Below are 25,186 nucleotides of genomic sequence, written 5' to 3'. Positions count from 1 at the left end.
GGCAGCGATGAATACGAAGCGGATTCTGGCCGGCGTGGCAGTGGCGGCAATCGCCGCAGGCGGCGGCATACTGGCTGGGCACTGGGCAACGAGCGGCAGCGCCGGCGTGGCCGACGCGGCCTCGGTAAGCGCGGCGCCGGCGAGCGGCAAGCAGAATGCGGTCGGCCAGCTCTGGTCGGCGGCGGTCACGAACCCGGACGGCAAGCCGCAATCGCTTGCCATCTACAAGGGCCGACCGATCGTGGTCAACTTCTGGGCCTCCTGGTGCGGTCCGTGTGTCGAGGAAATGCCGGAGCTTTCCGCGCTCCAGCGCGAGTACGCGAAGAAGGGGATTCAATTCGTCGGCGTCGGCGTGGATTCGGCCGCGAACATCAAGACGTTCCTCAAGAAGGTGCCCGTCGATTACCCGATCTACATCGCCGGCTTCGGCGGCGCGGACGTCGCGCGCGCATTCGGCAACAACGCGGGCGGCTTACCTTACACGGTGGTAATCGACGCGAACGGCGCCGTTCGTGCGACAAAATTAGGGCAAATCAAGCCGGACGAGCTTCGGCGCACGCTGGACGCGCTTTGACGCAGCGGAATGTTTGACGCAATCTTAAGCGCCATAACGTAGCTTTTGCCGTGAGAATCCTGTCATTTGACTGAAGATCGGCCCAGACCCTCGCCGCAAGGCGTAGTCAGGGCCATATCCCTTTATCGGAAAACTAGACAAATTTCTCTAATCGGCGCTAAAGTTCGCGCAATTCCACGGAAAAAGAAGCGACCATGACGCGACTGCTGGTTCTGCACGGCCCCAACCTCAATCTTCTCGGCACCCGGGAACCGGAGGTGTATGGGCGCGTGACGCTGCCGCAGATCGATCAGGCGCTCTCGGACCGTGCCGCGGACGCCGGCGTCGAGCTCGCGACCTTCCAGAGCAATCACGAAGGCGCGCTGGTCGACCGCATCCAGTCGGCCCGCACCGAGCAGACCGACTTCGTCCTGATCAACCCGGCCGCGTACACGCATACGAGCGTGGCGATCCGGGATGCGCTGGCAGGCGTCGGCATCCCGTTCGTCGAGATTCACCTGTCGAACGTGCATCGCCGCGAGTCCTTCCGGCACCATTCGTATTTTTCCGACCAGGCCGAAGGCGTGATTTGCGGCCTCGGCTGGAAGGGTTATCTCTACGCGCTCGAATACGCGCTCGACCGGCTCGCTGCCCGGTCGGCGGCCTGATTCCCGCGCCGGATGACCGTCAATACCTGAACAACAACCCGTGCCGGGACGCGCGCGCCCCGGCACTTCACGTATTCAAAGTAAAAGGGGCTGCACCATGGATCTACGTAAGCTGAAGACTCTGATCGACCTCGTCTCCGAATCGGGCATCTCGGAGCTCGAAGTGACCGAGGGTGAAGGCAAGGTGCGCATCGTCAAGAACGCGCCGCCCGTTTACGTGCAGCCGGGTCCCGCGCAATACGCGGCGCCGGCCATGGGTGCTCCGCTCGCAGCGCCCGCCCATGTCGGCGAAGCCGCCGCTGCGGCTCCCGCCGCGCCCGCCGTGCCGCAAGGCCACGTCGTGACCTCGCCGATGGTGGGCACGTTCTACCGCGCGCCGTCGCCGGGCGCCGACCCGTTCGTCCAGGTTGGCGACACGGTCAAGGAAGGCCAGACGCTTTGCATCATCGAAGCGATGAAACTGCTCAACGAGATCGAGTCGGACACGGCCGGCGTGGTCAAGGAAATCCTCGTCGAGAACGGCCAGGCAGTCGAATACGGCCAGCCGCTCTACGTGATCGCCTAAGCTTTTCTGCGCGCGGCGGCGGCCTTCCTTTTTGGCCGCGCCGCGGTTGTCGCGTTTGGCGCCCCATGACGGCGACGCACGCGACCGATCCTCTGCGTTTTACATGGGATCGCAGTAACCGCTAAAGCGCTAACTCCGATCGACAGGCGTACGCACATACGACTTGCGACGCCCATTGATGAGTCGAATACCCACCATGTTTGAAAAAATCCTCATTGCCAATCGTGGCGAAATCGCGCTCCGCATCCAGCGCGCGTGCCGCGAGCTTGGCGTCAAGACGGTCGTCGTCTACTCGGAAGCCGACAAGGAAGCCAAGTACGTGAAGCTCGCCGACGAGGCGGTCTGTATCGGCCCGGCGCCTTCGAACCTCTCCTACCTGAACATGCCGGCGCTCATCAGCGCGGCCGAAGTCACCGACGCAGAAGCGATCCACCCCGGTTACGGCTTCCTCTCCGAGAACGCCGATTTCGCCGAGCGTGTGGAGCAGTCGGGCTTCACGTTCATCGGCCCGCGCCCGGAAACGATCCGCATGATGGGCGACAAGGTCACGGCGAAGCAGACCATGATCAAGACTGGCGTGCCCTGCGTGCCGGGCTCGGAAGGCGCACTGCCCGACGATCCGAAGGAAATCGTGAAGATCGCGCGCGCGATCGGCTACCCCGTCATCATCAAGGCGGCGGGCGGTGGCGGCGGGCGCGGCATGCGCGTCGTGCACACGGAAGCGGCGCTCGTGAACGCGGTCAACATGACCCGCGAGGAAGCCGGCCGTGCGTTCGGCAACCCGCAGGTCTACATGGAGAAGTATCTCGAGAACCCGCGTCACATCGAGATCCAGATTCTCTCGGACTCGTTCAAGAACGCCGTGTGGCTCGGCGAGCGCGACTGCTCCATGCAGCGCCGCCACCAGAAGGTGATCGAGGAAGCGCCGGCGCCGGGCATCGCGCGCCGCCTGCTCGATCGCATCGGCGATCGTTGCGCCGACGCGTGCAAGAAGATGGGCTACCTCGGCGCGGGCACGTTCGAGTTCCTGTATGAAAACGGCGAGTTCTACTTCATCGAAATGAACACGCGCGTGCAGGTCGAGCACCCGGTCACCGAGCTGATCACGGGCATCGACATCGTGCAGGAGCAGATCCGCATCGCCGCGGGCGAGAAGCTCTCGTTCCGCCAGCGCGACATCCAGTTGAAGGGCCACGCGATCGAGTGCCGTATCAACGCGGAAGATCCGTTCAAGTTCACGCCGTCGCCGGGCCGGCTCACGTCGTGGCACATGCCGGGCGGTCCTGGCGTGCGCGTCGACTCGCATGCCTACAATGGCTATTTCGTGCCGCCGAACTATGATTCGATGATCGGCAAGCTGATCACCTACGGCGCCACGCGCGAGCAGGCCATTCAGCGCATGCGCATCGCGCTCTCGGAAATGGTGGTCGAAGGCATCCAGACCAACATCCCGCTGCACCGCGAACTGATGCTCGACGCGAAGTTCGTCGAGGGCGGCACGAGCATTCACTACCTCGAAAGCCGTCTGGCCGAACGTCAGGCAGTGAAGAAGGACGAAGCGTAATTCATGAGCTACCGGGAACTGATCGTCGAGCTCGAACGTGACCGCGCGGAAGAACTTTCCGACGCGTTGATCGAGCTTGGCGCCCTCTCGGTGTCGGTGGAAGACGCCGACGCCGACACGCCCGACGAGCAGCCGCTCTTCGGCGAGCCGGGCCTCACACCCGAGCGCACCGCGTGGCAGCATTCGCGCGTGATTGCGCTGATCGGCGCCGATCAGGATCCCGCCGTGCTGCTCATGGCCGCTTCGAACGAGCTGGGTCTCACGCAAACGCCGAAGTTCTCGCTGCGCGAAGTCGAGGAGCAGGACTGGGTGCGTCTGACGCAATCGCAGTTCGACCCGATCCAGATCGGCGAGCGCATCTGGGTCGTGCCGTCGTGGCACGATGCCCCGGACCCGAACGCGCTCGTGCTCGAACTCGACCCGGGCCTCGCGTTCGGCACGGGCAGCCATCCCACCACGCGTTTGTGCATGGAATGGCTCGAACAGCACGTGCAGCCCGGCAATTCGCTGCTCGACTACGGCTGCGGCTCGGGCATCCTCGCGATCCTCGCGAAGAAGTGCGGAGCGAATCCGGTGATCGGCATCGACATCGACCCGCAGGCGGTCGACTCGGCGCGCCACAACAGCGAGCGCAATCGCGCGGAGGTCACCTACGGCCTGCCCGACGATTGCCCCGCCGGCGAGTTCGACATCGTCGTCGCCAACATTCTGTCGAATCCGCTCAAGCTGATGGCCTCGATGCTCTCCTCGCGCGTAAAGCCGGGCGGACGCATCGCACTTTCGGGCATCCTCGCGCGCCAGGCCGAGGAAGTCGCGCAGGTGTACGCGCAGTGGATCGACATCTCGGTCTGGCGCGAACACGAAGGCTGGGTCTGCCTCGCGGGCACGCGGCGCGCGTAATCCCTGTGCGTTCCGATCGGGCTCGCACGAGCCTGATCGCGCCCCAAGCGGCAAGACCGAAGTCGTAGACTGCGGTGGATTGCCAGTAGAATGCGGGTATCACCAATCCTCCGGTCTACCCAGATCCTCGGCCCACATGCTTCTGGCAACGCGCTGCCCCTTCTGTGAAACCGTATTCCGCATCCAGCCCACGCAGCTTGCCGTGCGGCGAGGCCTCGTGCGTTGCGGACATTGCCAGGAAGCGTTCGACGCCTCGGGCAGTTTGTACGAGATGCCCGAAGGTGGCGACTTCACGCGCGCGGTGCCCGTTGCTGCCGAAATCGCGGCCAGCCTGACCTCGCCGCCATCGGAGCCCGCTTCACGCTTTGCTGCGCAGCCCGCTGCCGGACTCGCTTCACAGTTCGCATCGCAGTCACAGTCCACTTCACAGCAGCCCGATGTTCAGCCTGATCAGCCCGCCGCAGCGCCATCGCAAGAGCCGCCCCCCACGCTGGGCGCCACACCCAATTTCACGAATCGCACGTGGGACCCGTGGGCACCGCCGCAGGACAGCCAGCGCGATCCGGGCCTGAAATACGACGCCGACAAACTGCCAGGGGCAAGCGTTGCCCGTGGCGCCTCGCCAGGGGTTGTGCCCGGAGCCGAGTCGCGCGTCGCCTTCGACGACGAACCGACGCGCGGGCGCTCACCGCGACAAGATGCGCCGCACGCGCCGGCGGCACCCGCAGCAGCACCGGTACCGCCGCCCCAGCAGCCCGCAGCCGCCGAACCCTTCCCGCCCGCCGCGCGCTGGACGCGCAGCGAGCCGAACCTGGGCACGGGCGGCCCGACCGAGCCGACCTTTTCGGCCAACGAAGCATCGACCGCGGCTCGCATGAACGACCCGGAGCCCGCACTCGGCCCCCGCACCCGCGAAGCCGCACCGGAGCCCGCGTTCAGCGCGCTCTCGCCCAACGACGGCGCCTCACCGTTCGCCGTCACCCGCGAAGCGCCCGCCCGCCCGCGCGGCTCGCGCGGCCTCGTCTGGCGCATTCTCGGCACGCTCATCGCCATCCTGCTGCTCGCGCTGCTCGTCGTGCAGCTCGCGTGGTGGCAGCGCGAAACGGTCATGGTCTACTGGCCCGACTCGCAGTCGCTCTATCAGCAGGCGTGCGAGCAGCTCGGCTGCCGCGTGCTGCCGCCGCGCGACATCGACGGCCTGCTGGTCGAGCCGTCCGATCTGCGCCAGGTCGACAACGAGCCGCATCACCTCGAACTGAAAGTGCCGCTGCGCAACCGCTTCAACGTGGCGCTCGCGTACCCCGCGATCGAGCTGTCGCTGCTCGACCGGCAGAACAACATCGTCGTGCGGCGCGTGCTGTGGCCGCAGGACTACGTCACGCCCGGCACGTCCATCGAAGCCGGTCTGCCCGCACGCACCACGCAGACCATGATCGTGCGGCTCGACACGGGCGACGTGGTGGCGTCGAACTTCCGCATCGAGATTTTCTACCCCTGATTTCCGTCTGTGCGCGGGTGCACTGGCGTGCCCCGCGCGTTTCCCGGCGTCCCGCGTCGCGCGGGTGCGCCATTCACCACAACATGCATTCCCGGAGAGCACATCATGAGTCAAGTCACGCTAGGCGGTAACCCGATCGACGTCGCCGGCACCTTCCCGAGCGTCGGCCAGAAGGCCCCGGCGTTCTCGCTCGTCGGCAAGGATCTGAAGCCTGTCTCGCTCGCCGATTTCGCCGGCAAGCGCAAGGTGCTGAACATCGTGCCGAGCCTCGACACGCCGACCTGCGCCACCTCCACGCGCAAGTTCAACGAAGCCGCCGCCGGCCTGAACAACACGGCTGTCGTCGTGATCTCGGGCGACCTGCCGTTCGCCGCTGCGCGCTTCTGCACGACCGAAGGCATCGCCAACGTCGTCACCGCCTCGACCTTCCGCGGCCATGAATTCGCGCAAGCCTATGGCGTGGACGTGACGAGCGGCCCGCTCACCGGCCTGACCGCGCGCGCCGTCGTCGTGCTCGACGAAAACGACAACGTCCTGCACGCCGAGCGCGTCGGCGAAATCAAGAACGAACCGAACTACGACGCCGCACTCGCCGCGCTGAAGTAATCCGGCGGCGGCGCACACTCGCTCAGAGCCTGCTTGCTGATGCCAATGCGCAGGCCGGTGCGCCGCCCCTTCCCCTACCACGCCCTACAGGAATTTCCGCCTTGGCTACGCTGATCTGCGGCTCTCTCGCCTACGACAACATCATGACCTTCGAGGGTCGCTTTCGGGAGCACATCCTGCCCGAGCAGGTGCACATCCTGAACGTGAGCTTTCTGGTGCCGACGATGCGCCGCGAGTTCGGCGGCTGTGCCGGCAACATCGCGTACGCGCTGCATCTGCTCGGCGGCGACGCCCGCATCATGGCGACGCTCGGAGCCGCCGACGCACGCCCGTACCTCGAACGCCTCGACACGCTCGGCCTCTCGAAGGCGCACGTGCGCGTGCTGGAAGATACGTGGTCCGCGCAGGCGATGATCACGACCGACCTCGAGAACAACCAGATCACCGCGTTCCACCCGGGCGCGATGATGCAATCGCATTTGAACCGCGCCGACGAAGCGCCCGGCATCAAGCTCGGCATCGTCGCCCCGGACGGTTTTGACGGCATGGTCCAGCACGTCGAGCAGTTCGCGAAGGCCGGCGTCCCGTTTATCTTTGATCCGGGCCAGGGTCTGCCGCTCTTCGACGGCGCCTCTTTGCGCCGCGCGATTGAACTTGCGACCTACGTAGCGGTCAACGACTACGAAGCCAATCTTGTCAGCCATCGCACCGGCTGGTCGTACGACGAAATCGCCAGCCATGTCGACGCGCTGATCATCACGCGCGGCGAGCACGGCTCGCAGATCTACCACAGCGGCAAGATCGAGGAAATTCCTCCGGTCAAGGCCGCTCAGGTGCTCGATCCGACCGGCTGCGGCGACGCTTTCCGCGGCGGCCTGCTCTACGGCATCGAGAACGGCCTCGACTGGGCAACCACGGGGCGTCTCGCGAGCCTGATGGGCGCGCTCAAGATCGAGCATCTCGGTCCGCAAAACTATGCGCCCACGCGAGCGCAGATCAACGAACGGTTCAAGGAGGCATTCGGCTACGAACTGCCGAACTGAACGCGGGAGCCGCACACGAACGGCGCCCATTGGAGCTACGGGAATGAAAATAACAAGTCGTCTGATTGTTGCAGCCGTGCTCGCGGGGTCGCTCGCGATGTCGGGCTGCGCCTATAACAGCAGTTCCGCCGATGTCTACACGGCCTCGCAGGCGCAGCGCGAGCAATCGGTGCGCATGGCCACGGTCGAAAGCGTGCGCGCGGTAAAGATCAGCTCGAACAACGGCCAGCCTAGCGGCCTTGGCGCGATCGGTGGCGGGGCGCTCGGCGCGGTGGCCGGCAGCCAGATCGGCGGCGGCACGGGCTCGATCGTCACCGGCATCATCGGCGGCATTGCGGGCGCCGTGGCCGGCAACGCGGTCGAGAACGGGGTCGCCATGCGCGACGGCCTCGAGATCACGGTGCGCCTCGACAACGGCGACTACCGCGCCATCACGCAATCCGCGACCGGCGAAGTCTTCAACGCGGGCGACCGCGTGCGGCTGCTCTCGAGCGGCGGCGTGACGCGCGTCACGCACTAACGGTTTCCCCTGTACCGCAGCGGCGCCTCGCGCCGGATGCGGAACCTCAGGCGCATGTGCTCCCCTGTGCATGCGCCTTTTTTCACGCCCGCGCGCGGCATGAGCGTGACCTCGGCCCAACTATTACGAACTCCAGACGAAAAAAATCCCGCCGCGGACAACCCAGCGACGGGATCGGGATCGAGCCTGGCGCTCTATGCCGCCCGGCCCGGCCAACGAAGCGCGCGTACGACGTACCCTGCGCGCTTCGTCTCGGACTGCTTACGGACGGCTGCCGGTCGGGAACGGCCATGCTGCGGCCGGATTCAGGGCAGTCTTGACCGTTGCTGCGGGCGCGGACGGTTGCGCAGCAGGGGCAGCAGGTGCGGCAGCGGCCTTCGCAGGCGCCTTCTTGGCAGCCTTCTTGGCGGCAGCCTTCTTCGCAGGCGCAGCCTTCTTGGCGGCGGCTTTCTTCGCCGGCGCCTTCTTGGCTGCAACCTTCTTCGCAGCAACCTTCTTGGCCGCGGCCTTCTTCGCCGGCGCTGCCTTCTTCGCAGCATCCTTCTTCACGGCGACTTTCTTGGCTGCAACCTTCTTCGCTGCGGCCTTCTTCGCCGGCGCTGCCTTCTTCGCAGCAACCTTCTTCACGGCGACTTTCTTGGCTGCAACCTTCTTCGCTGCGGCCTTCTTCGCCGGTGCTGCCTTCTTCGCAGCAACCTTCTTCACGGCGACTTTCTTGGCTGCGACCTTCTTGACCGCGACCTTCTTCGCTGCGGCCTTCTTCGCCGGAGCTGCCTTCTTCGCTGCAACCTTCTTCACTGCGGCCTTCTTAGCCGCCGGTTTCTTCTTGGCAGTAGCCATTTTTTTCTCCTTCAGGTTCAGATGAGAGTCAGTTCAAACTACACCCTTCGTCAAAACCCGCTTCCCGCGAACGCTTCTCACGGCGCACGCTGCGAAGCGGGCTATTCATCGGCGTACGCTGATCCCGCGCGCTTACGCTAATGAATGCGGTAAGGCGCGCCGTGCCACGAGGCACAGCGCGCCAGGTCATTCCGGCGTCGGCTACCGACACCGGGCAACGTTCGTTGAAAGCGGCGGCCTCACGACACGCGAAGCCTGCGCGCTTTTCCGGGGGGAAGTTTGCCCATCCCTCTGAAGGGTTCGCAAAGTGCCTGTCACGTCGGTGAGCCAACCTGGCTCCGGGCATGCTTTGCATCAGGCGTTCCTGCTCCTAATCATCATGCCGGCCGAGGCGCCTGCACGGCGCCTCGCGGCAACCCCAAAAGACTTGCACCGCAGTGCGCCCGGGTTATTCCCAGGACAGCGCACCGCCCGTCTGATATTCGATCACGCGCGTCTCGAAGAAGTTGCGTTCCTTCTTCAAGTCGATCATCTCGCTCATCCACGGGAACGGATTCTCTTCGTTCGGGAACAGCTGATCGAGACCGATCTGCTGGCAACGGCGGTTGCAGATGAAGCGCAGATAGCTCTTGAACATCGATGCGTTCAGACCGAGCACGCCGCGAGGCATGGTGTCCTCGGCGTAGCGGTACTCGAGGTCGACCGCATGCTTGAACAGATCGGTGATCTCCGCACGGAACGCCGGGGTCCACAGGTGCGGGTTTTCAAGCTTGATCTGGTTGATGAGGTCGATGCCGAAGTTGCAGTGCATCGACTCGTCACGCAGGATGTACTGGTATTGCTCCGCGGCGCCGGTCATCTTGTTCTGGCGGCCAAGCGCGAGAATTTGCGTGAAGCCGACATAGAAGAACAGGCCTTCCATGATGCAGGCGAACACGATGAGCGACTTGAGCAGGCTCTGGTCGGCTTCGAGCGTGCCGGTCTTGAACGACGGATCAGTCAGCGTCTGGATGAACGGGATCAGGAACTCGTCCTTGTCGCGGATCGACTTGACCTCGTGGTACGCGTTGAAGATCTCGCTCTCGTCCAGACCCAGCGACTCGACGATGTACTGGTAGGCGTGCGTGTGGATCGCCTCTTCGAACGCCTGGCGCAGCAGGAACTGGCGGCATTCGGGCGCCGTGATGTGCCGGTAGGTGCCGAGCACGATGTTGTTCGCGGCGAGCGAGTCGGCGGTCACGAAGAAGCCGAGGTTGCGCTTGACGATGCGGCGCTCGTCCTCGGTCAGACCGTTCGGGTCCTTCCACAGGGCGATGTCGCGGGACATGTTGATTTCCTGCGGCATCCAGTGGTTCGCACAGCCCGCCAGGTATTTTTCCCAAGCCCACTTGTACTTGAACGGGACCAGCTGATTCACGTCGGTCTGGCCGTTGATGATGCGCTTGTCGGCGACATTCACGCGCGCTTCGGTCGAGACCGGCGCTTGCGGCGGCGGTGCGACGGCGAAGTCGCTGGCGAAGATGTTGGTCGCCGTGGAAGCCTGTAGAGCGGAACGCAGACCAAACTGCACCTCGGCAGCCTGGACAGCCTGACCCGCGGGGTTGCGCATTGCGTTTTGCTGCGCACCGCTCGACGGAGTTACGGCCGTGATCTCGTCATCCCAGTTGAGCATAAATGTCACCATCAATTTAGATCGGTTTGTACCATCTTTTCGTGAGCGATAAAAGGGTTCGCACACGAAAAATCCTGTTTTCGATTCGCGTTGCGACCTCGATACAACACTTTGTTATCGCATCGTGTCGATTGCATCGCGTGAGCACTGGGTAGAGAGCACTGATTCGTCGTGCTCACTTCGCATGTGCGAGGTGCTGCGAAGGTCTTCGCGACATCGAGAGCGTGTGTGAAAGACGGTGTTCGCCGCGCGCTTTTCGCTCGCGCTGCGAGTGCGTTTTCACTCGCCGCTCACTGCCTGCCGCGCGCGGCGCTGGAAGCTCGCGCGGCCTTGAGTCTTGTCCCTGCGAGAAACTCCAGGGATTCCTTCCTGTTGCCTCTTTCGCGTACTGCAACGCGCGTGGTGCGAGTTGCCGGGAGAGTCGGCGCGCATTGCGCGCGCCTCGTTCGCTGTTACATCTCGCTACGACTGCTTCGACTACTGTTTACTACGGATGCTTCGGTCCTCGCATGATGCGAGCGGCGTTGCACCGCACGCATCATGCGTAGCCAGCTTTACTGGCAAGCCTCGCACTCTTCGAAGCCGGGGTCGCCCGGGCGCATCATGCACACCGGACCATCGGCTTCCGGCGCCGCTTCAACCGCGGCTTGCGGTGCGGCCTGCATCGTGGTCGACCCTGCTGCACCGCCGAATGCGCCGCCCGTTGCACCGCCGAACGCGCCGCCTGCATTGCCGCCGCCTTCGCCGCCCGTCGGCACGGCGTTGAGCGCGCCGTGCGCAACCGTCGACTTCTCGACGTGCGTCGCCCCCATCGTGCGCAGGTAGTACGTGGTCTTCAGACCGCGCACCCATGCGAGCTTGTAGATCTCGTCGAGCTTCTTGCCCGATGCGCCCGCCATGAAGATGTTCAGCGACTGCGCCTGATCGATCCATTTCTGACGACGCGATGCGGCTTCGACGAGCCACGTCGGGTCGACTTCGAACGCCGTTGCATACACAGCGCGTAGATCGGCCGGCACGCGGTCGATGCGCGAGAGCATGCCGTCGAAGTACTTCAGGTCGGCGACCATGACTTCGTCCCACAGGCCGCGCGCCTTCAGGTCGCGCACCAGGTAGTCGTTCACCACCGTGAATTCGCCCGAGAGGTTCGACTTCACGTAGAGGTTCTGGAACGTCGGCTCGATGCAAGGCGAAACGCCGATGATGTTCGAGATGGTCGCGGTCGGGGCGATCGCGATGCAGTTCGAATTGCGCATGCCGTGCGTCGCGATGCGCTCGCGCAGCGACGTCCAGTCCATCGACTCGCTCGAGTCGACTTCGACGTAGCCGCCGCGTGCTTCGGCGAGCAGCTTGAGCGTGTCCTGCGGGAGGATGCCGCGATCCCACAGCGAGCCGCGGTAGGTCGAGTAGCGGCCGCGCTCGGCTGCCAGCTCCGTCGACGCCCAGTACGCGTAGTAGCAGACGGCTTCCATCGAGCGGTCGGCGAACTCCACGGCTTCCTGCGAAGCAAACGGCGTGCGCAGAACGTGCAGGCAGTCCTGGAAGCCCATGATGCCCATGCCCACCGGACGGTGCTTCAGGTTCGAGTTGCGCGCCTTCGACACCGCGTAGTAGTTGATGTCGATGACGTTGTCGAGCATGCGCATCGCCACGCTGATGGTGCGCTTGAGCTTGTCGTGGTCGAGCGCGAAGGTGCCGTCGGCCTGCTCCACCATGTGCGCGACCAGGTTCACCGAGCCCAGGTTACACACGGCGATTTCGCTGTCGCTGGTGTTCAGCGTGATTTCCGTGCACAGGTTCGACGAGTGGACGACGCCCACGTGCTGCTGCGGCGAACGGATGTTGCACGGATCCTTGAACGTGATCCACGGGTGACCCGTTTCGAACAGCATGCCGAGCATCTTGCGCCACAGCTGCGCGGCCGGCAGCTTCTTGAACAGCTTGATCTCGCCGCGCGCGACCTTCTCTTCGTAAGCCGTGTAAGCCTGTTCGAACTCGGCGCCGAACTTGTCGTGCAGATCCGGGCAGGTCGAGGGCGAGAACAGCGTCCAGTCGCCGCCTTCCATCACGCGCTTCATGAACAGGTCGGGAATCCAGTTCGCCGTGTTCATGTCGTGGGTGCGGCGACGGTCGTCGCCCGTGTTCTTGCGCAGCTCGAGGAATTCTTCGATGTCGAGGTGCCACGATTCCAGGTAGGCGCACACCGCGCCCTTGCGCTTGCCGCCCTGGTTCACGGCGACCGCCGTGTCGTTCACGACCTTCAGGAACGGCACGACGCCTTGCGACTTGCCGTTGGTGCCCTTGATGTGCGAACCGAGCGCGCGCACGCGCGTCCAGTCGTTGCCCAGACCGCCGGCGAACTTCGAGAGCAGCGCGTTGTCCTTGAGCGCTTCGTAGATGCCGTCGAGGTCGTCGGCCACCGTCGTGAGGTAGCACGACGAGAGCTGCGAGCGGTGCGTGCCCGAGTTGAACAGCGTGGGCGTGGACGACATGAAGTCGAACGACGAGAGCACGTTGTAGAACTCGATCGCGCGCGCTTCGCGGTCGATCTCGTTGAGCGAGAGGCCCATCGCGACGCGCATGAAGAATGCCTGGGGCATTTCGATGCGCGTGCCGCCGACATGCAGGAAGTAGCGGTCGTACAGCGTCTGCAGGCCGAGGTAGCCGAACTGCAGGTCGCGGCCCGCGTCGAGCGCGTTGCCCAGACGCTTGAGGTCGAACTGCTGGAGCTTGTCGTCGAGCAGGCCCGCTTCCACGCCGCGCTTGATGAACTGCGGGAAGTAGTCGGCGTAACGCACGGCCATTTCGGCTTGCGTCACTTCCTCTTCGAGAATTTCGCGACGGATCGTATGCAGCAGGATGCGCGAGGTCACCTGGCTGTACGCCGGGTCCTTTTCGATCATCGTGCGCGCAGCGAGGATGGCCGAGTCGTAGACCTGGCTCATCGGCACGCCGTCGTACAGATTCTTGACCGTTTCCGCGACGATCGGCTCTGCGTTGACCGCGTCGCCGAGACCGTCGCACGACGAGTCGATCAGCGCGCGCAGCGCCTGCATGTCGAGCGGGCGCGTCACGCCGTTGTCCGTGACGTTGATGCCGGGCGCTGCGCTCGCCGCCGTTTCCGGCGCGTTGGCGCGCTCCTGGTTGCGCTTCTCGCGATACAGCACGTAGGCGCGCGCGACGTTGTGCTCGCCGCCTCGCATCAGCGCGAGTTCGACCTGATCCTGGATGTCTTCGATGTGGAACGTGCCGCCGTTCGGACGGCTGCGCACGAGTGCGCGCACGACGTTCTGCGTGAGCTGTTCGACGAGTTCGCGAATGCGCGCCGAAGCCGCGCCCTGGCCGCCGTTCACGGCGAGGAAGGCCTTCGTCATCGCGATCGCGACTTTCGAAGGTTCGAACGACACCACGCTACCGTTGCGGCGAATCACCTTGTGGTCGGCGAACTGCTGCGCGCTCGTCTGGCCGTCTTGCGGTTGGCCACCCAGCGTGTGCGCGGCGGGCGCGCCTTCATACCGGGTCGAGACGTTATCGGTCGTTTGCATGTGCAAAGCTCCTGGGTCCTGGAAAGGTGCGAAGAGAGTTCGCGGATTAAGACGGACGCCGACGTCGTGCCCCCGTGTGCACGCTCGATCGGGCAGAGAAAAAAGTCCAGCCTGGCGAGGCTGCCGGATGCGACAAGGCAGATGAATCACGGACTGCTTCGGTCTTCATCGTGGATGTCGCGATCATTGGCTGTACCTTCTCTCTCGACTACAGCCGGTGCGCCGGTTCTCTCGGCCGACGGCACCGTACAAAGTTTCTGTTTTTTCTATGCTGGTAACGCGCGCGGCGCCTTGCGAGTGAAGCGGGGCGCCGCGGTACAACACAACATATGGTGTGAAGCCTTGTTTCGGGTACCAAGTATAGTGGAAGAAACAGTACGATCAAATGGCTTTTTTTGCTGGTCCCATCTTGACAAGGCCACAAGCCAAGCAGCGCGGGGCCTGGCGGCGAATGCCCCTGTGAGTGGTCTGCGAGGTGCGCGCGAAGACCCTGCGTTTGCGCGCGAGCGGTGCTTATTTCTTGTGCAGCCGGAGAGGGCTCAGCAGGCGATCGAGCGTGTCACGACGACGCGTTCGGCGCGCCGTGCCCCTGGATATAGGGGAAGCTGGCATCGGCGAGCTGCGTATCGTGTTTGAGGCGCGCCCAGTCGAAGTGCGGGCCGGGATCGGTCTTGCGTCCAGGCGCGATGTCCGAATGGCCCGCCAGCGCCTCGATCGGATAGTGCGCGACGAGCGCCCTCACGAGCGCGGCGAGCGTGGCGTACTGCGGCGCCTCGAAGGCCGTCGTGTCGCTGCCCTCCAGCTCGATGCCGATGGCGAAATCGTTGCAGCGCTCGCGCCCGAAGAAGCTCGACGCGCCCGCGTGCCACGCGCGCTCGTCGCACGAGACGAACTGCTCGAGCGCGCCATCACGATGAATGACGAAGTGCGCCGAGACGCGCACGCCGCGCAGGTTGGCGTCGAAGTACGGATGCGCGTCGCAGTCGAGGCGGTTGAGAAAGAGATCGGCGATCTCGGGGCCGCCGAAGACGTTGGGCGGCAGGCTGATGTTGTGGACGACGATGAGCGTCGGCACGGCGCCTTGCGGGCGGGCCTCGAAGTTGGGCGAAGGCAGGCGGCGCGCGCCGGACACCCAGCCCTGCGTATCGACTGCGTACGCGCGCGATCCTGGCGATGCAGCAGCGCTCATCGTGCGGGGCGATCCTGGGCCGTGGTGCGCGCGTCGTACGCGCGCGCGTGCTCCGAACTGCAGAACGAGCGCGTGCCGATATTCACCGATTCACTGCGCGGCGCATGCACACCGCACTCGGCGCAGCGCACCATCGGCTCGGGCAGCGCGGCCTTGCCGTTCGCGCTCGCGCCGCCATTGCCGCTGCGCGCGGCGCCCTGCCCCGGCTGCGCGCCCTGCCCCGGTTGCGCACCGGCACGCGTTTGCGTCTGCGCACGGCGCAGCGCCTTGACGAACCACTGTCCGACCACGAACAGCAGGACGAGGAGAAGAATCTGTCTCATCGGAACACGCGACTCATACGACTCAAACCACGGGGCGGTGCAGCAGCACCTCGAAGACGAAACGGCTGCCCACATAAGCGAGCAGCAAGGCGATGAACGATGCGATTACCCAGCGCAGCGCAGCGCGGCCGCGCCAGCCGGAAATCTTGCGCGCGGTGAGCAGCGCGCCGAACATCAGCCACGAAAGGATCGCGAAGACGGTCTTGTGATCGAGCGAAAGCGGCCGGTCGATCAACTGCTCGCTGAACACGATGCCCGAGACGAGCGTGGCCGTGAGCAGCACGAAGCCCGCGCCGATCAGGCGGAACAGCAGCTTTTCCATGGTGAGGAGCGGCGGCAGCGTCTCGATCCAGTTCGAGAGCCAGCCGCCGCCGCGATTGCTCGCGTTGCGCTGGAAGCCGGCGCCCTTCAGGGCATGCAGCCGGCGCTCGACGGCGAGCATCAGCACCGCATGCAACGCGGCGATCGCAAAGAGCCCGTAGGCAATGTTCGCGATGACGAAGTGCAGCTTGAACATCGGCGCGGCCGCATAGGGCAGCACGCGCACGCCGCCGAACACGAACGGCAGAATCGACGCGACGGCCGCCAACGGCAGCAGCAACAGGCGCAGGCCGTCGAGCGCAAAGAAAAAGCTCTCGATCCAGTAGATGCCCGCGCCGAGCCAGAACATGGCCGACAACGCGAAGGCGAAGCCGAACACCATTTCGTTGGCGGGGAAGATCGTCATGTGCAGGAGCACGCCGTGCGCGGCGAGCGCGACGAAGAGCAGCGCACGCGAAAGCGGGCCGAAGGTCCGCGCGCGCAGGGCGTCGCCGCCCGCGCCGAGCGTCACCGGAACGGGCGGCACGCTGCCGAGCAGCGGCGCGGTGCCCGCGCGGCGCAGCGCACGCCAGTCGGCGGCGCACAATCCGCCGTACAGGAGCACGGTGAGGGCATACAGTACAATATCCATGTTCGAAGTTTACTATAGGCCCCCTGGCCGCGCGCTCACCTAACGAATCGGCGACGAAACGCGGCGCATTCCCGTTTTGCGCGCGCGGGCCGGGCCGCACTGCTCACCGCCTCCCCATGCTCGACAATCTCACTCAACGGATGGCGCGCGTCGTCAAGACGCTGCGCGGCGAAGCCCGGCTGACCGAAGCCAATACGCAGGAAATGCTGCGCGAGGTGCGTCTCGCCCTGCTCGAAGCGGACGTGGCGCTGCCCGTCGTGCGCGAATTCATCGCCAAGGTGAAGGAGAAGGCGCTCGGCGAGGAAGTGATCTCCAGCCTCTCGCCGGGCCAGGCGCTCGTCGGCGTGGTGCAGCGCGAGCTGACCGCCGTGATCGGCGGCGACTACGAAGGCCGCGCCGCCGAACTCGATCTCGCCGTCACGCCGCCTGCCGTCATCCTCATGGCGGGCCTGCAGGGCGCCGGTAAAACCACCACCACCGGCAAGCTCGCCAAGCTCCTGCGCGAGAAGTACAAGAAGAAGGTCCTCACCGTTTCGTGCGACGTCTACCGCCCTGCCGCTATCGCGCAGTTGAAGACGGTGACGGAACAGGTCGGCGCCGACTTCTTCCCCTCGCAGCCGGACCAGAAGCCGGTCGAGATCGCCGCCGCGGCGGTCGACTGGGCGAGGCGCCACTATCACGACGTGCTGCTCGTCGACACGGCCGGCCGCCTCGGTATCGACGAGGCGATGATGAACGAGATCACCGCGCTGCACGCCTCGCTCAAGCCCGCCGAAACGCTCTTCGTGGTCGACGCCATGCTCGGCCAGGACGCGGTCAACACCGCGAAGGCGTTCAACGACGCCCTGCCGCTCACCGGCGTCGTGCTCACCAAGCTCGACGGCGACTCGCGCGGCGGCGCGGCACTCTCCGTGCGTCACATCACGGGCAAGCCGATCAAGTTCGTCGGCGTCGCGGAAAAGCTCGACGGCCTCGAGGTGTTCCACCCGGACCGCATGGCGAACCGTATTCTCGGCATGGGCGACATTCTCGCGCTCGTCGAGGAAGCGCAGCGCGGCGTGGACGTCCAGGCCGCGCAAAAGCTCGCCGACAAGGTCAAGAAAGGCGGCGACTTCGACCTCAACGACTTCCGCGCGCAACTCTCGCAGATGAAGAGCATGGGCGGCCTGTCGTCGCTCATGGACAAGCTGCCCGCGCAGTTCCAGCAGGCTGCCTCGGGCGCCAACATGGGCCAGGCCGAGAAGCAGATGCGCCGCATGGAAGGCATCATCAACTCGATGACGCCCGCCGAGCGCGCCAAGCCCGAGCTCATCAAGGCCACGCGCAAGCGCCGCATTGCGGCGGGCGCGGGCGTGCAGGTTCAGGAAGTCAACCGCATGCTCAACCAGTACGAGCAGATGCGCACCATGATGAAGAAGCTCAAGGGCGGCAATCTGCAGAAGATGATGCGCGGCATGAAGGGCATGATGCCCGGCATGCGCTGATCCTGCGGGCCGCGCGCGCGGCGCACATCGCGCGCACGGCGGCCCCACTCGACGCGGCGCGCGACGGACCAAATGCGCGGGTTTATGCTGTAGCGCGCGCCGTCGTTATTTTCCACACTTCATTAGCTACAGCTACCTTCCCGCCAGAGTCATGAATCGCGAAGAAGCCCTGCACATTTTCCGCCACTCCGAAGAGATCGTTTCGGAGGGCGACGTCAATGCGTCGATCGGCCGGATGGCCGAAGCCATCCGCGCCGAGATCAGCGAGGACTTCCCGCTCGTGCTGTCGGTGATGGGCGGCGCCGCCGTTTTCACCGGCATGCTGCTGCCGCACCTCGACTTCCCGCTCGAGTTCGACTACATCCACCTCACGCGCTACCGCAACGCGATCAAGGGCAGCGCCGAGATGCAGTGGCGCGTGGCGCCGCGCGAGTCGGTGAAGGACCGTGTGGTGCTCGTGCTCGACGACATCCTCGACGAAGGCGAGACCATGGCCGCGATTCGCGACCGCATCATCGACATGGGCGCGAAGCGTTTCCTGTCGGCCGTGCTGTGCGAGAAGACGCTCACGAAGGCCAAGCCGCTGCATCCCGACTACTGCGGTTTTTCGGTGCCGGATCGCTACGTGTTCGGCTGCGGCATGGACGCCAGGGGTTACTGGCGCAATCTGCCGACCATCCGCGCGCTGACCGAAGGCGCGTGAAGCGCGCGTCGAAGGTCCGACGCCCATGAAAAAAGCAGCCCGCGGGCTGCTTTTTTGTTGCCTGCGACACGCGCTGCACGCGGCATCAGAGGTGATGCACGAAGGTGGCGATCCCCGCGAGGATCATCTCCACCGATATCGCCACGAGCACGAGGCCCATCAGCCGCTCGAAGGCCGTCACCACGCGCTCGCCGAGCCACTGCTGGATGCGCTCCGCCATCACCAGCACGACCGCGCAGATCACCATCGTCACGACGAGCGCGGCCACCCATTCATAGAGTTTGCCGGGCGCCTGCGAGGTGAGCAGCATGACCGTGGCGAGCGCCGAGGGCCCCGCCAGCGCGGGAATGGCGAGCGGCACGATGAGCGGCTCGCCGCCCTTGTCGCCGCTGCCGAACGGGCCGCCGGGATGCGGAAAGATCATGCGCAGCGCGATCAGGAACAGCACGATGCCGCCGCCGATGCGCAGCGAGGTATCGGTGAGCCCCATCATGCGCAGGAAGCTGTTGCCGGCGACCATGAAGATCAGCAGGATCACGAACGCAATCGCGACCTCGCGCAGGATCACGACCGCGCGCCGCTGCTTGGCAACGCCGCGCAGGCAGCTGATGAAGAGCGGAATATTCCCTAGCGGGTCGGTGATGAGGAGCAGCAGGACCGTAGCGGACAGAAAACTGTACTCCACGCTCGCAGCGCTCCTTTAACCGGGATGGATCGTCGTTAAACCGCGAGTGCCGCGCGGATCTTCTGCGCCACCGTCTGCGCGGCCTCATCGGCTGCCAGCAGCGTCGCTTCGGTATCGCGGCGGCCCTGGTACTCGATCTTGCCGTCCTTCAGGCCGCGCTCGCCGATCACGAGACGATGCGGCACGCCGATCAGCTCCCAGTCGGCGAACATCACGCCCGGGCGCTCGCCGCGGTCGTCGAGAATCACGTCCACGCCCGCTTCGAGCAGTTCGTTGTAGACGCGCTCGGCGTGCTCGCGCACGAGCTCGCTGCGGTCCATGCCCATCGGACACACGACGACCTGGAAAGGCGCGATCGACTCAGGCCAGATGATGCCCTTCTCGTCGAAGTTCTGCTCGATGGCTGCACCGAGGATACGCGTGACGCCAATGCCGTAGCAGCCCATTTGCATCGGCGCAGGCTTGCCGTTCTCGGCGAGGAACGTGGCGTTCATCGCTTCCGAGTACTTCGTGCCGAGCTGGAACACGTGGCCCACTTCGATGCCGCGGCAGATATCGATCACACCATTGCCGTCCGGCGAGGGATCGCCCTTCTTCACGTTGCGGATGTCGGCGACGACCGGCTCGGGCAGGTCGCGGCCCCAGTTCACGCCCGTGGTGTGGAAATCGACTTCGTTCGTGCCGACCACGAAATCGCTCATGTTCGCGACCGTGCGATCGGCGATCACCTTGACCGGCTTCTTCGTGCCCAGCGGACCGAGGTAGCCCGGCGGCGTGCCGAACCATTCGACGATTTCCGCTTCGGTCGCGAAGCGGAAGCCGCTCAGGCCTTCGAGCTTGCCGACCTTGATCTCGTTCAGATCGTGATCGCCGCGCAGCATCAGCAGCCAGATCGTGGGCTCGGCGCCTTCGTTGTCCGTCGCGAGGATGATCGACTTGATGGTGCTTTCGAGCGGGATGCCGAGCAGCTCGGCGACGGCCTCGCACTTGGCCGCGCCCGGCGTGGGCGTTTTCGTGAGCACCTGGGTGGGCGCGCCGCGCTGAGCGATGAGCGGCAGCGCTTCGGCGGCTTCGACGTTGGCCGCGAAGTCCGAGCTCGGGCAGTAGGCGATGTCGTCCTCGCCCGTTTCCGCGATCACGTGGAATTCGTGCGAGCCGCTGCCGCCGATCGAGCCGTTGTCGGCCGCGACTGCGCGGAACTGCAGGCCGAGACGCGTAAAGATGCGCACGTAAGCGTCGTACATCTTCTGGTACGAGAGCTTGAGACCTTCGACGTCCTTATCGAACGAGTACGCGTCCTTCATGATGAATTCGCGCCCGCGCATCACGCCGAAACGGGGACGGATTTCGTCGCGGAACTTCGTCTGCACCTGATAGAAGTTCACCGGCAGCTGGCGATAGCTCTTGATCTGGCCGCGCGCGATGTCGGTGACGACCTCTTCGTGCGTCGGGCCCATCACGAAGTCGCTCTGCTTGCGATCCTTGAAGCGCAGCAGTTCCGGCCCGTATTGTTCCCAGCGCCCCGATTCCTGCCACAGCTCGGCCGGCTGCACGGCCGGCATGAGCAGTTCGATGGCGCCGGCGCGGTTCATTTCTTCGCGCACGATCTGCTCGACCTTGCGGATCGAACGCAGGCCAATCGGCAGATAGTTGTAAATGCCGCCAGCGATGCGACGGATCATGCCCGCGCGAACCATCAGCTTGTGGCTGACGATTTCCGCGTCAGCGGGCGCTTCCTTCAGGGTGCCGATAAAGAAACGGGAGGCTTTCATTCAAATTATCCAAAAGCGGCGGCCCGGTGCAGACCGCCCGAAGAAGTGACCAACGGAGGAGTTCACGAACCCGCCATTATGACAACGTGCCGCGTGCCGCGCCGATGACGCGGGCCAGATGCCAGACCGATCGCGCCCCGAGACGGTTTTGCGCGGCCGCGGCCATTCGCTCGACTTTCCGGACGGCGGGTCACGGACGGCGGGTGCGTGAGGGCCGTTATCTGTTTATAATCAAAGCAATTTTAAAGGATTCGAAGGTGGTTGTATGCTGGATCGTGAGGGGTTTCGCCCGAACGTCGGCATCATCCTCTTGAACGCGCGGAACGAGGTGTTTTGGGGCAAGCGGGTTCGCGAACATTCCTGGCAGTTTCCGCAAGGGGGCATCAAGTATGGTGAAACCCCCATGCAGGCAATGTTTCGGGAGTTGCACGAAGAAACCGGTTTGCATCCGGAGCACGTCAAGATCGTCGGTCGCACACGCGACTGGTTGCGTTATGAGGTGCCGGACAAGTTCATCAAGCGCGAAGTGCGCGGCCATTATCGCGGCCAGAAACAGATCTGGTTTCTGCTGCGTATGGTCGGGCGCGACTGCGATATCTGCCTGCGGGCAACGGAGCATCCCGAGTTCGATGCGTGGCGCTGGAATGAATACTGGGTGCCGCTCGAAGCGGTCATCGAGTTCAAGCGCGACGTCTATCAGCTCGCGCTGACCGAGCTCTCGCGCTTCCTGCGCCGGCCCGCGCCGCGTCAGGAGCGTCTGGGCGTGCAGGCTCACGAGGTGCGCTACCCGCGCATCGTGACGTCGGCGCACGCAGACGCGGTGCACGCCGAGCCGTATGAGGCCGCAGCGGAAGGCATGGCCGAACGTACGCCGCGTACGCCGATCGAAAGCGATTGCGCGTCGGCGCAGAGTATCATCGAGGCTGCGCAGGACGAGCAGGATCAAGGGGCTTGAGCCAACGCAAAGAACGCCCGAACCGGCGGGGCCCGGCGCATCACGCGTCGGGCCCCGCCGGTTCGCATTCGCGGCGCAGTTCGTTCGTAACGCGCGCCCGTGCTTCGAGGAAAACCAATTTGAAACGATTTGCTCTTGCTGCGGCATGCGCCGCAGGCGGTGTGCTGCTTGTGTCAGGACTGGCCGCGTGCTCCAGTTCCGGTCCCACGAACAAGGACGACAGCGCGTTCGTCTACCTTCTGGACCGCAAGGGCGAATGGCAGGAAAACAAGCTCGAAGGCCTGCCGCCACTGCCGCAGGCCGGCGCGACGCTGCTGCCGTTCGACGTCTCGAACAACTCGCCGCTCAAGTTCGCGATCGACCCCGCATCGCTCACGGTCGGCACGGATGGCGTCGTGCGCTACACGATCGTCATCACGAGCCCGAGCGGCGCGCGTAACGTGAACTACGAAGGGATTCGCTGCGACACCTACGAGTGGCGCCTCTACGCGAGCCTCGATGCCGATCACAACGGCTGGGACCAGACCGTCGCGAACAACTGGTCGCGTATCGAGAACGGCACGCTCAACGCGTACCAGTCGAGGCTCTATCAGGACTACTTCTGTGCCAACAAGATGCCGATCGCGAAGGCGTCGACCCTTATCGAGAACCTGCGCTACGGCCGCACGCAGTCGACGCTGGTGCGTTAACTGCCTTTGAAGGGCATGGAAGAGCCGCTGCGGCCTTTGGCCACAGCGGCTTTTTTGACTTCTGGTGAGGCGATGCGCGGCTGGCCGGGAACGGCCGTCAAACCAGCACGAGATTGTCGCGGTGGATCAGCTCCGGCTCGAGCATATAGCCGAGGATGCCCTCGATCTCGCCGCTCGGATGACGCTGGATCAGCTTCGTTTCCGCGCTGCTGTAGTTGGTGAGCCCGCGCGCCACTTCCACGCCCGCGCCGTTCAGGCAAGCGATCACCTCGCCGCGCGCGAACGCGCCCTGCACGCCGGTCACGCCGATGGGCAGCAGGCTCTTGCCGTCTGCCGTGAGCTTCTGCACCGCGCCGTCGTCGATCACGACGTGGCCGCGCACCTGCAGGTGGTCGGCCATCCACTGCTTGCGCGCCGCCATGCGCGCCGTACGTGCGATGAGCTGCGTGCCGATCGCCTCGCCCGCGGCCAGACGCACGAGCACCTGCGCTTCGCGCCCGCTCGCGATCACCGTGTTGGCGCCGCTATGCGCGGCGCGCTTGGCCGCGAGGATCTTGGTGAGCATGCCGCCGCGGCCGATGCTCGAGCCCGCGCCGCCCGCCATCGCCTCGAGTTCCGGCTTGCCTGCGTCGGCTTCCTGCACGAGCGTCGCGCCCGGATCCTTGCGCGGATCGGCCGTATAAAGCCCGCTCTGGTCGGTGAGGATGATGAGCGCATCGCCTTCGATCAGGTTCGCAACGAGCGCGCCGAGCGTGTCGTTGTCGCCGAACTTGATTTCGTCGGTGACCACGGTGTCGTTCTCGTTGATGATCGGCACGACGCCGAGGCGCAGCAGCGTGAGCAAGGTGGAACGCGCATTGAGATAGCGTTCGCGGTCAGCCAGGTCGGCATGCGTGAGCAGGATCTGCGCAGTGCGGATGTCGTGCTCGGCAAAGCGGCTCTCGTAGACCTGGGCGAGCCCCATCTGCCCGACTGCGGCGGCAGCCTGAAGCTCGTCGATCTCGCGCGGCCGCTTCGTCCAGCCGAGCCGTTGCATGCCTTCGGCGATCGCGCCCGAACTCACGAGCACGACTTCCTTGCCCTGCGCACGCAGCGCCGCGATCTGCGCGGCCCAGCGGCCGATTGCCGCATGGTCGAGCCCGCGACCGTCGTTGGTGACGAGGCTCGAACCGACTTTCACTACCAGACGCCGCGAATCGGCGATGACGGAACGCATGCTGCGCGGTCTCCCAAATGACTGATGACGCGTGAAGTTTCCCTGGCGCGGCGTGCGCGGCTCGCGCGCCGGCCGGTGCGGCGAATTACTCCTGCGGCTGCTCCGCGTTCCCGCCTTTGCGCTCACGGAAGCGCACGTCCGAGGCGAGGTCTTCGGCTTCGGCAGCACGGCGCGCGTCCGAGTGCGCGGAGACGTAGTCGTACACCGCGTAACACAGGTTTTCGCAGCCCTGCCCCGTGAGCGCGGAAATCTCGAACACGGGACCGTCCCACTCGAAGCGCTTCACGAAGTCCGCAATGCGCGCGGCGCGCTCATCCTCCGGCACCATGTCGAGCTTGTTCAGCACGAGCCAGCGCGGCTTGTCATAGAGCGTCTCGTCGTACTTGCGCAGTTCGCCGACGATCGCCTTCGCTTCGGCAACCGGATCGACGCTTTCGTCGAACGGCGCGAGGTCGACCAGATGCAGCAGCAGGTTCGTGCGCTGCAGATGGCGCAGGAACTGGTGGCCGAGGCCCGCGCCTTCGGCGGCGCCTTCGATCAGGCCCGGAATATCGGCGATCACGAAGCTCTTGCTCGGCCCCACACGCACCACGCCCAGATTCGGCGCGAGCGTCGTGAACGGGTAGTCGGCGATCTTGGGCTTCGCGTTCGACACCGAGGCGATGAACGTGGACTTGCCCGCGTTCGGCATGCCGAGCAGGCCGACGTCGGCCAGCACCTTCAGTTCCAGCTTGAGCATGCGGCGCTCGCCGGGCTTGCCGTCGGTCTTCTGACGCGGCGCGCGGTTCGTGGACGACTTGAAATGCAGGTTGCCGAGGCCACCCGCGCCGCCCTTCGCGACCATCACCTGCTGCTCGTGCTCGGTCAGGTCGGCGATCAGTTCGCCCGTGTCCTGGTCGGTGATGACCGTGCCCACCGGCATACGCAGCGTGATGTCGTCGCCGCCCTTGCCGTAGCAGTCGGAGCCGCGGCCGTTCTCGCCGTTGCGCGCCTGGTGCTTCTTCGTGTAGCGGTAGTCGATGAGGGTGTTGATGTTGCGGTCGCCGACGGCGTAGACGCTGCCGCCGCGCCCGCCGTCACCGCCGTCCGGCCCGCCGAACGGGACGAACTTCTCGCGTCGCATCGACGCGCTGCCATCGCCCCCATCGCCGGCGATGACTTCGATCTTCGCTTCGTCAATGAACTTCATGAGTTACTCCGTCCCGTGGATATCGATATTTTGCCCGCCATGGCCGAAACTGGCC

At 65.0% G+C, this 25,186-nt stretch carries 23 protein-coding genes and 1 pseudogene; 13 read left to right on the top strand and 11 right to left on the bottom strand.

The genetic code is table 11. The annotated features are described in order from the left end of the window. Nucleotides 1-7 precede the first annotated feature (7 nt). The 9 genes from AB4Y44_RS36020 (at nt 8) to AB4Y44_RS35980 (ending at nt 7,917) form a co-directional block, all read left to right on the top strand. Nucleotides 8-574 (top strand): TlpA family protein disulfide reductase, encoded by a 567-nt coding sequence (locus tag AB4Y44_RS36020; RefSeq protein WP_368702188.1) that lies wholly within the window; start codon nt 8-10, stop codon nt 572-574. 194 nt (nt 575-768) lie between these two features. Continuing rightward, nucleotides 769-1,221, top strand: coding sequence for a type II 3-dehydroquinate dehydratase (aroQ, locus tag AB4Y44_RS36015; RefSeq protein ID WP_368702187.1), 453 nt, complete (start codon nt 769-771; stop codon nt 1,219-1,221). Nucleotides 1,222-1,318: 97 nt separating this feature from the next. Continuing rightward, a complete protein-coding gene (gene accB, locus AB4Y44_RS36010; RefSeq protein ID WP_342924476.1) occupies nt 1,319-1,786 on the top strand; it encodes an acetyl-CoA carboxylase biotin carboxyl carrier protein in 468 nt (155 codons plus the stop codon). A 196-nt stretch (nt 1,787-1,982) separates the two neighbouring features. Continuing rightward, nucleotides 1,983-3,350, top strand: a complete 1,368-nt coding sequence (gene accC, locus AB4Y44_RS36005; protein ID WP_042270391.1) for an acetyl-CoA carboxylase biotin carboxylase subunit — start codon at nt 1,983-1,985, stop codon at nt 3,348-3,350. A 3-nt stretch (nt 3,351-3,353) separates the two neighbouring features. Further along, entirely contained in the window at nt 3,354-4,250 is an 897-nt protein-coding gene (prmA, locus tag AB4Y44_RS36000) for a 50S ribosomal protein L11 methyltransferase (RefSeq protein WP_342924475.1), read from the top strand. 136 nt (nt 4,251-4,386) lie between these two features. Then, nucleotides 4,387-5,748 carry a DUF3426 domain-containing protein gene (locus AB4Y44_RS35995; protein WP_368702186.1) on the top strand — a complete coding sequence of 454 codons (1,362 nt, stop codon included), beginning with the start codon at nt 4,387-4,389 and terminating at the stop codon, nt 5,746-5,748. Nucleotides 5,749-5,853: 105 nt separating this feature from the next. Continuing rightward, entirely contained in the window at nt 5,854-6,354 is a 501-nt protein-coding gene (gene tpx / locus AB4Y44_RS35990) for a thiol peroxidase (protein WP_133182953.1), read from the top strand. Nucleotides 6,355-6,455: 101 nt separating this feature from the next. After that, entirely contained in the window at nt 6,456-7,397 is a 942-nt protein-coding gene (locus AB4Y44_RS35985) for a carbohydrate kinase family protein (protein ID WP_342924473.1), read from the top strand. Nucleotides 7,398-7,440: 43 nt separating this feature from the next. Beyond that, on the top strand, nt 7,441-7,917 hold the full coding sequence (locus AB4Y44_RS35980) for a glycine zipper 2TM domain-containing protein (RefSeq protein WP_368702185.1): 477 nt from the start codon (nt 7,441-7,443) through the stop codon (nt 7,915-7,917). A 261-nt stretch (nt 7,918-8,178) separates the two neighbouring features. Here the strand turns inward: AB4Y44_RS35980 and AB4Y44_RS35975 are convergent, their stop codons facing one another. The 7 genes from AB4Y44_RS35975 to AB4Y44_RS35945 all read right to left on the bottom strand — a co-directional run bounded on the left by AB4Y44_RS35975 (nt 8,179) and on the right by AB4Y44_RS35945 (nt 16,438). Beyond that, nucleotides 8,179-8,757, bottom strand: a complete 579-nt coding sequence (locus tag AB4Y44_RS35975) for a histone H1-like DNA-binding protein (RefSeq protein WP_368702184.1) — start codon at nt 8,755-8,757, stop codon at nt 8,179-8,181. Nucleotides 8,758-8,785: 28 nt separating this feature from the next. Continuing rightward, a complete protein-coding gene (locus AB4Y44_RS35970) occupies nt 8,786-9,112 on the bottom strand; it encodes a hypothetical protein (protein ID WP_083245612.1) in 327 nt (108 codons plus the stop codon). A 93-nt stretch (nt 9,113-9,205) separates the two neighbouring features. Continuing rightward, nucleotides 9,206-10,429 (bottom strand): ribonucleotide-diphosphate reductase subunit beta, encoded by a 1,224-nt coding sequence (locus AB4Y44_RS35965; protein ID WP_368702183.1) that lies wholly within the window; start codon nt 10,427-10,429, stop codon nt 9,206-9,208. Between the two features lie 554 nt (nt 10,430-10,983). Next, on the bottom strand, nt 10,984-13,974 hold the full coding sequence (locus AB4Y44_RS35960) for a ribonucleoside-diphosphate reductase subunit alpha (RefSeq protein WP_342924470.1): 2,991 nt from the start codon (nt 13,972-13,974) through the stop codon (nt 10,984-10,986). A gap of 559 nt (nt 13,975-14,533) precedes the next feature. After that, nucleotides 14,534-15,163 (bottom strand): 1,6-anhydro-N-acetylmuramyl-L-alanine amidase AmpD, encoded by a 630-nt coding sequence (gene ampD, locus AB4Y44_RS35955; RefSeq protein WP_368702182.1) that lies wholly within the window; start codon nt 15,161-15,163, stop codon nt 14,534-14,536. After that, nucleotides 15,160-15,486: a PP0621 family protein gene (locus AB4Y44_RS35950; protein ID WP_342924468.1), complete on the bottom strand. Its 327-nt coding sequence runs from the start codon at nt 15,484-15,486 to the stop codon at nt 15,160-15,162. The genes ampD and AB4Y44_RS35950 overlap by 4 nt, the downstream gene beginning before the upstream one ends. A gap of 22 nt (nt 15,487-15,508) precedes the next feature. Then, complete coding sequence (locus AB4Y44_RS35945) at nt 15,509-16,438, bottom strand: cytochrome c biogenesis protein CcsA (protein ID WP_342924467.1); 930 nt, start codon at nt 16,436-16,438, stop codon at nt 15,509-15,511. A gap of 116 nt (nt 16,439-16,554) precedes the next feature. Here AB4Y44_RS35945 and ffh point away from each other — a divergent pair, with 116 nt between their 5' ends. Both ffh and AB4Y44_RS35935 read left to right on the top strand, forming a co-directional pair. Beyond that, entirely contained in the window at nt 16,555-17,922 is a 1,368-nt protein-coding gene (ffh, locus tag AB4Y44_RS35940; RefSeq protein WP_368702181.1) for a signal recognition particle protein, read from the top strand. A 151-nt stretch (nt 17,923-18,073) separates the two neighbouring features. Further along, nucleotides 18,074-18,625, top strand: coding sequence for a hypoxanthine-guanine phosphoribosyltransferase (locus AB4Y44_RS35935; RefSeq protein WP_368702180.1), 552 nt, complete (start codon nt 18,074-18,076; stop codon nt 18,623-18,625). An 85-nt stretch (nt 18,626-18,710) separates the two neighbouring features. Here the strand turns inward: AB4Y44_RS35935 and AB4Y44_RS35930 are convergent, their stop codons facing one another. Together AB4Y44_RS35930 and AB4Y44_RS35925 are read right to left on the bottom strand one after the other, a co-directional pair. Then, nucleotides 18,711-19,310 carry a MarC family protein gene (locus AB4Y44_RS35930; RefSeq protein WP_342924464.1) on the bottom strand — a complete coding sequence of 200 codons (600 nt, stop codon included), beginning with the start codon at nt 19,308-19,310 and terminating at the stop codon, nt 18,711-18,713. A 35-nt stretch (nt 19,311-19,345) separates the two neighbouring features. Beyond that, a complete protein-coding gene (locus tag AB4Y44_RS35925) occupies nt 19,346-21,082 on the bottom strand; it encodes a proline--tRNA ligase (RefSeq protein WP_368702179.1) in 1,737 nt (578 codons plus the stop codon). A 265-nt stretch (nt 21,083-21,347) separates the two neighbouring features. Here AB4Y44_RS35925 and AB4Y44_RS35920 point away from each other — a divergent pair. Then, nucleotides 21,348-21,896 (top strand): annotated as a pseudogene (locus AB4Y44_RS35920) (RNA pyrophosphohydrolase); the annotation flags it as partial. A 260-nt stretch (nt 21,897-22,156) separates the two neighbouring features. Beyond that, nucleotides 22,157-22,726 carry a CNP1-like family protein gene (locus AB4Y44_RS35915; RefSeq protein ID WP_342924462.1) on the top strand — a complete coding sequence of 190 codons (570 nt, stop codon included), beginning with the start codon at nt 22,157-22,159 and terminating at the stop codon, nt 22,724-22,726. Nucleotides 22,727-22,823: 97 nt separating this feature from the next. Here AB4Y44_RS35915 and proB read toward each other — a convergent pair whose 3' ends face one another. After that, nucleotides 22,824-23,942 (bottom strand): glutamate 5-kinase, encoded by a 1,119-nt coding sequence (proB, locus tag AB4Y44_RS35910; protein WP_342924461.1) that lies wholly within the window; start codon nt 23,940-23,942, stop codon nt 22,824-22,826. An 85-nt stretch (nt 23,943-24,027) separates the two neighbouring features. Beyond that, nucleotides 24,028-25,131: an Obg family GTPase CgtA gene (gene cgtA, locus AB4Y44_RS35905; protein ID WP_368702178.1), complete on the bottom strand. Its 1,104-nt coding sequence runs from the start codon at nt 25,129-25,131 to the stop codon at nt 24,028-24,030. Nucleotides 25,132-25,186 lie beyond the last annotated feature (55 nt).

It is taken from the genome of Paraburkholderia sp. BR10937 (genome assembly GCF_040965695.1).
Taxonomy (GTDB): Bacteria; Pseudomonadota; Gammaproteobacteria; order Burkholderiales; family Burkholderiaceae; genus Paraburkholderia.
Note: the sequence above shows the minus strand (reverse complement) of the source record. Positions and strands in the feature narration are given on the sequence as shown.

Bases quoted from the DNA above. Each gene is read 5' to 3' on its own strand.
- ffh (WP_368702181.1), top strand. From the start codon at position 16,555: ATGCTCGACAATCTCACTCAACGGATGGCGCGCGTCGTCAAGACGCTG.
- AB4Y44_RS35935 (WP_368702180.1), top strand. From the start codon at position 18,074: ATGAATCGCGAAGAAGCCCTGCACATTTTCCGCCACTCCGAAGAGATC.
- AB4Y44_RS35980 (WP_368702185.1), top strand. From the start codon at position 7,441: ATGAAAATAACAAGTCGTCTGATTGTTGCAGCCGTGCTCGCGGGGTCG.
- AB4Y44_RS35960 (WP_342924470.1), bottom strand. From the start codon at position 13,974: ATGCAAACGACCGATAACGTCTCGACCCGGTATGAAGGCGCGCCCGCC.
- cgtA (WP_368702178.1), bottom strand. From the start codon at position 25,131: ATGAAGTTCATTGACGAAGCGAAGATCGAAGTCATCGCCGGCGATGGG.
- tpx (WP_133182953.1), top strand. From the start codon at position 5,854: ATGAGTCAAGTCACGCTAGGCGGTAACCCGATCGACGTCGCCGGCACC.
- accC (WP_042270391.1), top strand. From the start codon at position 1,983: ATGTTTGAAAAAATCCTCATTGCCAATCGTGGCGAAATCGCGCTCCGC.
- accB (WP_342924476.1), top strand. From the start codon at position 1,319: ATGGATCTACGTAAGCTGAAGACTCTGATCGACCTCGTCTCCGAATCG.
- aroQ (WP_368702187.1), top strand. From the start codon at position 769: ATGACGCGACTGCTGGTTCTGCACGGCCCCAACCTCAATCTTCTCGGC.
- AB4Y44_RS35970 (WP_083245612.1), bottom strand. From the start codon at position 9,112: ATGCAAAGCATGCCCGGAGCCAGGTTGGCTCACCGACGTGACAGGCAC.
- AB4Y44_RS35995 (WP_368702186.1), top strand. From the start codon at position 4,387: ATGCTTCTGGCAACGCGCTGCCCCTTCTGTGAAACCGTATTCCGCATC.
- AB4Y44_RS36020 (WP_368702188.1), top strand. From the start codon at position 8: ATGAATACGAAGCGGATTCTGGCCGGCGTGGCAGTGGCGGCAATCGCC.
- prmA (WP_342924475.1), top strand. From the start codon at position 3,354: ATGAGCTACCGGGAACTGATCGTCGAGCTCGAACGTGACCGCGCGGAA.
- proB (WP_342924461.1), bottom strand. From the start codon at position 23,942: ATGCGTTCCGTCATCGCCGATTCGCGGCGTCTGGTAGTGAAAGTCGGT.
- ampD (WP_368702182.1), bottom strand. From the start codon at position 15,163: ATGAGCGCTGCTGCATCGCCAGGATCGCGCGCGTACGCAGTCGATACG.
- AB4Y44_RS35975 (WP_368702184.1), bottom strand. From the start codon at position 8,757: ATGGCTACTGCCAAGAAGAAACCGGCGGCTAAGAAGGCCGCAGTGAAG.
- AB4Y44_RS35945 (WP_342924467.1), bottom strand. From the start codon at position 16,438: ATGGATATTGTACTGTATGCCCTCACCGTGCTCCTGTACGGCGGATTG.
- AB4Y44_RS35925 (WP_368702179.1), bottom strand. From the start codon at position 21,082: ATGAAAGCCTCCCGTTTCTTTATCGGCACCCTGAAGGAAGCGCCCGCT.
- AB4Y44_RS35965 (WP_368702183.1), bottom strand. From the start codon at position 10,429: ATGCTCAACTGGGATGACGAGATCACGGCCGTAACTCCGTCGAGCGGT.
- AB4Y44_RS35950 (WP_342924468.1), bottom strand. From the start codon at position 15,486: ATGAGACAGATTCTTCTCCTCGTCCTGCTGTTCGTGGTCGGACAGTGG.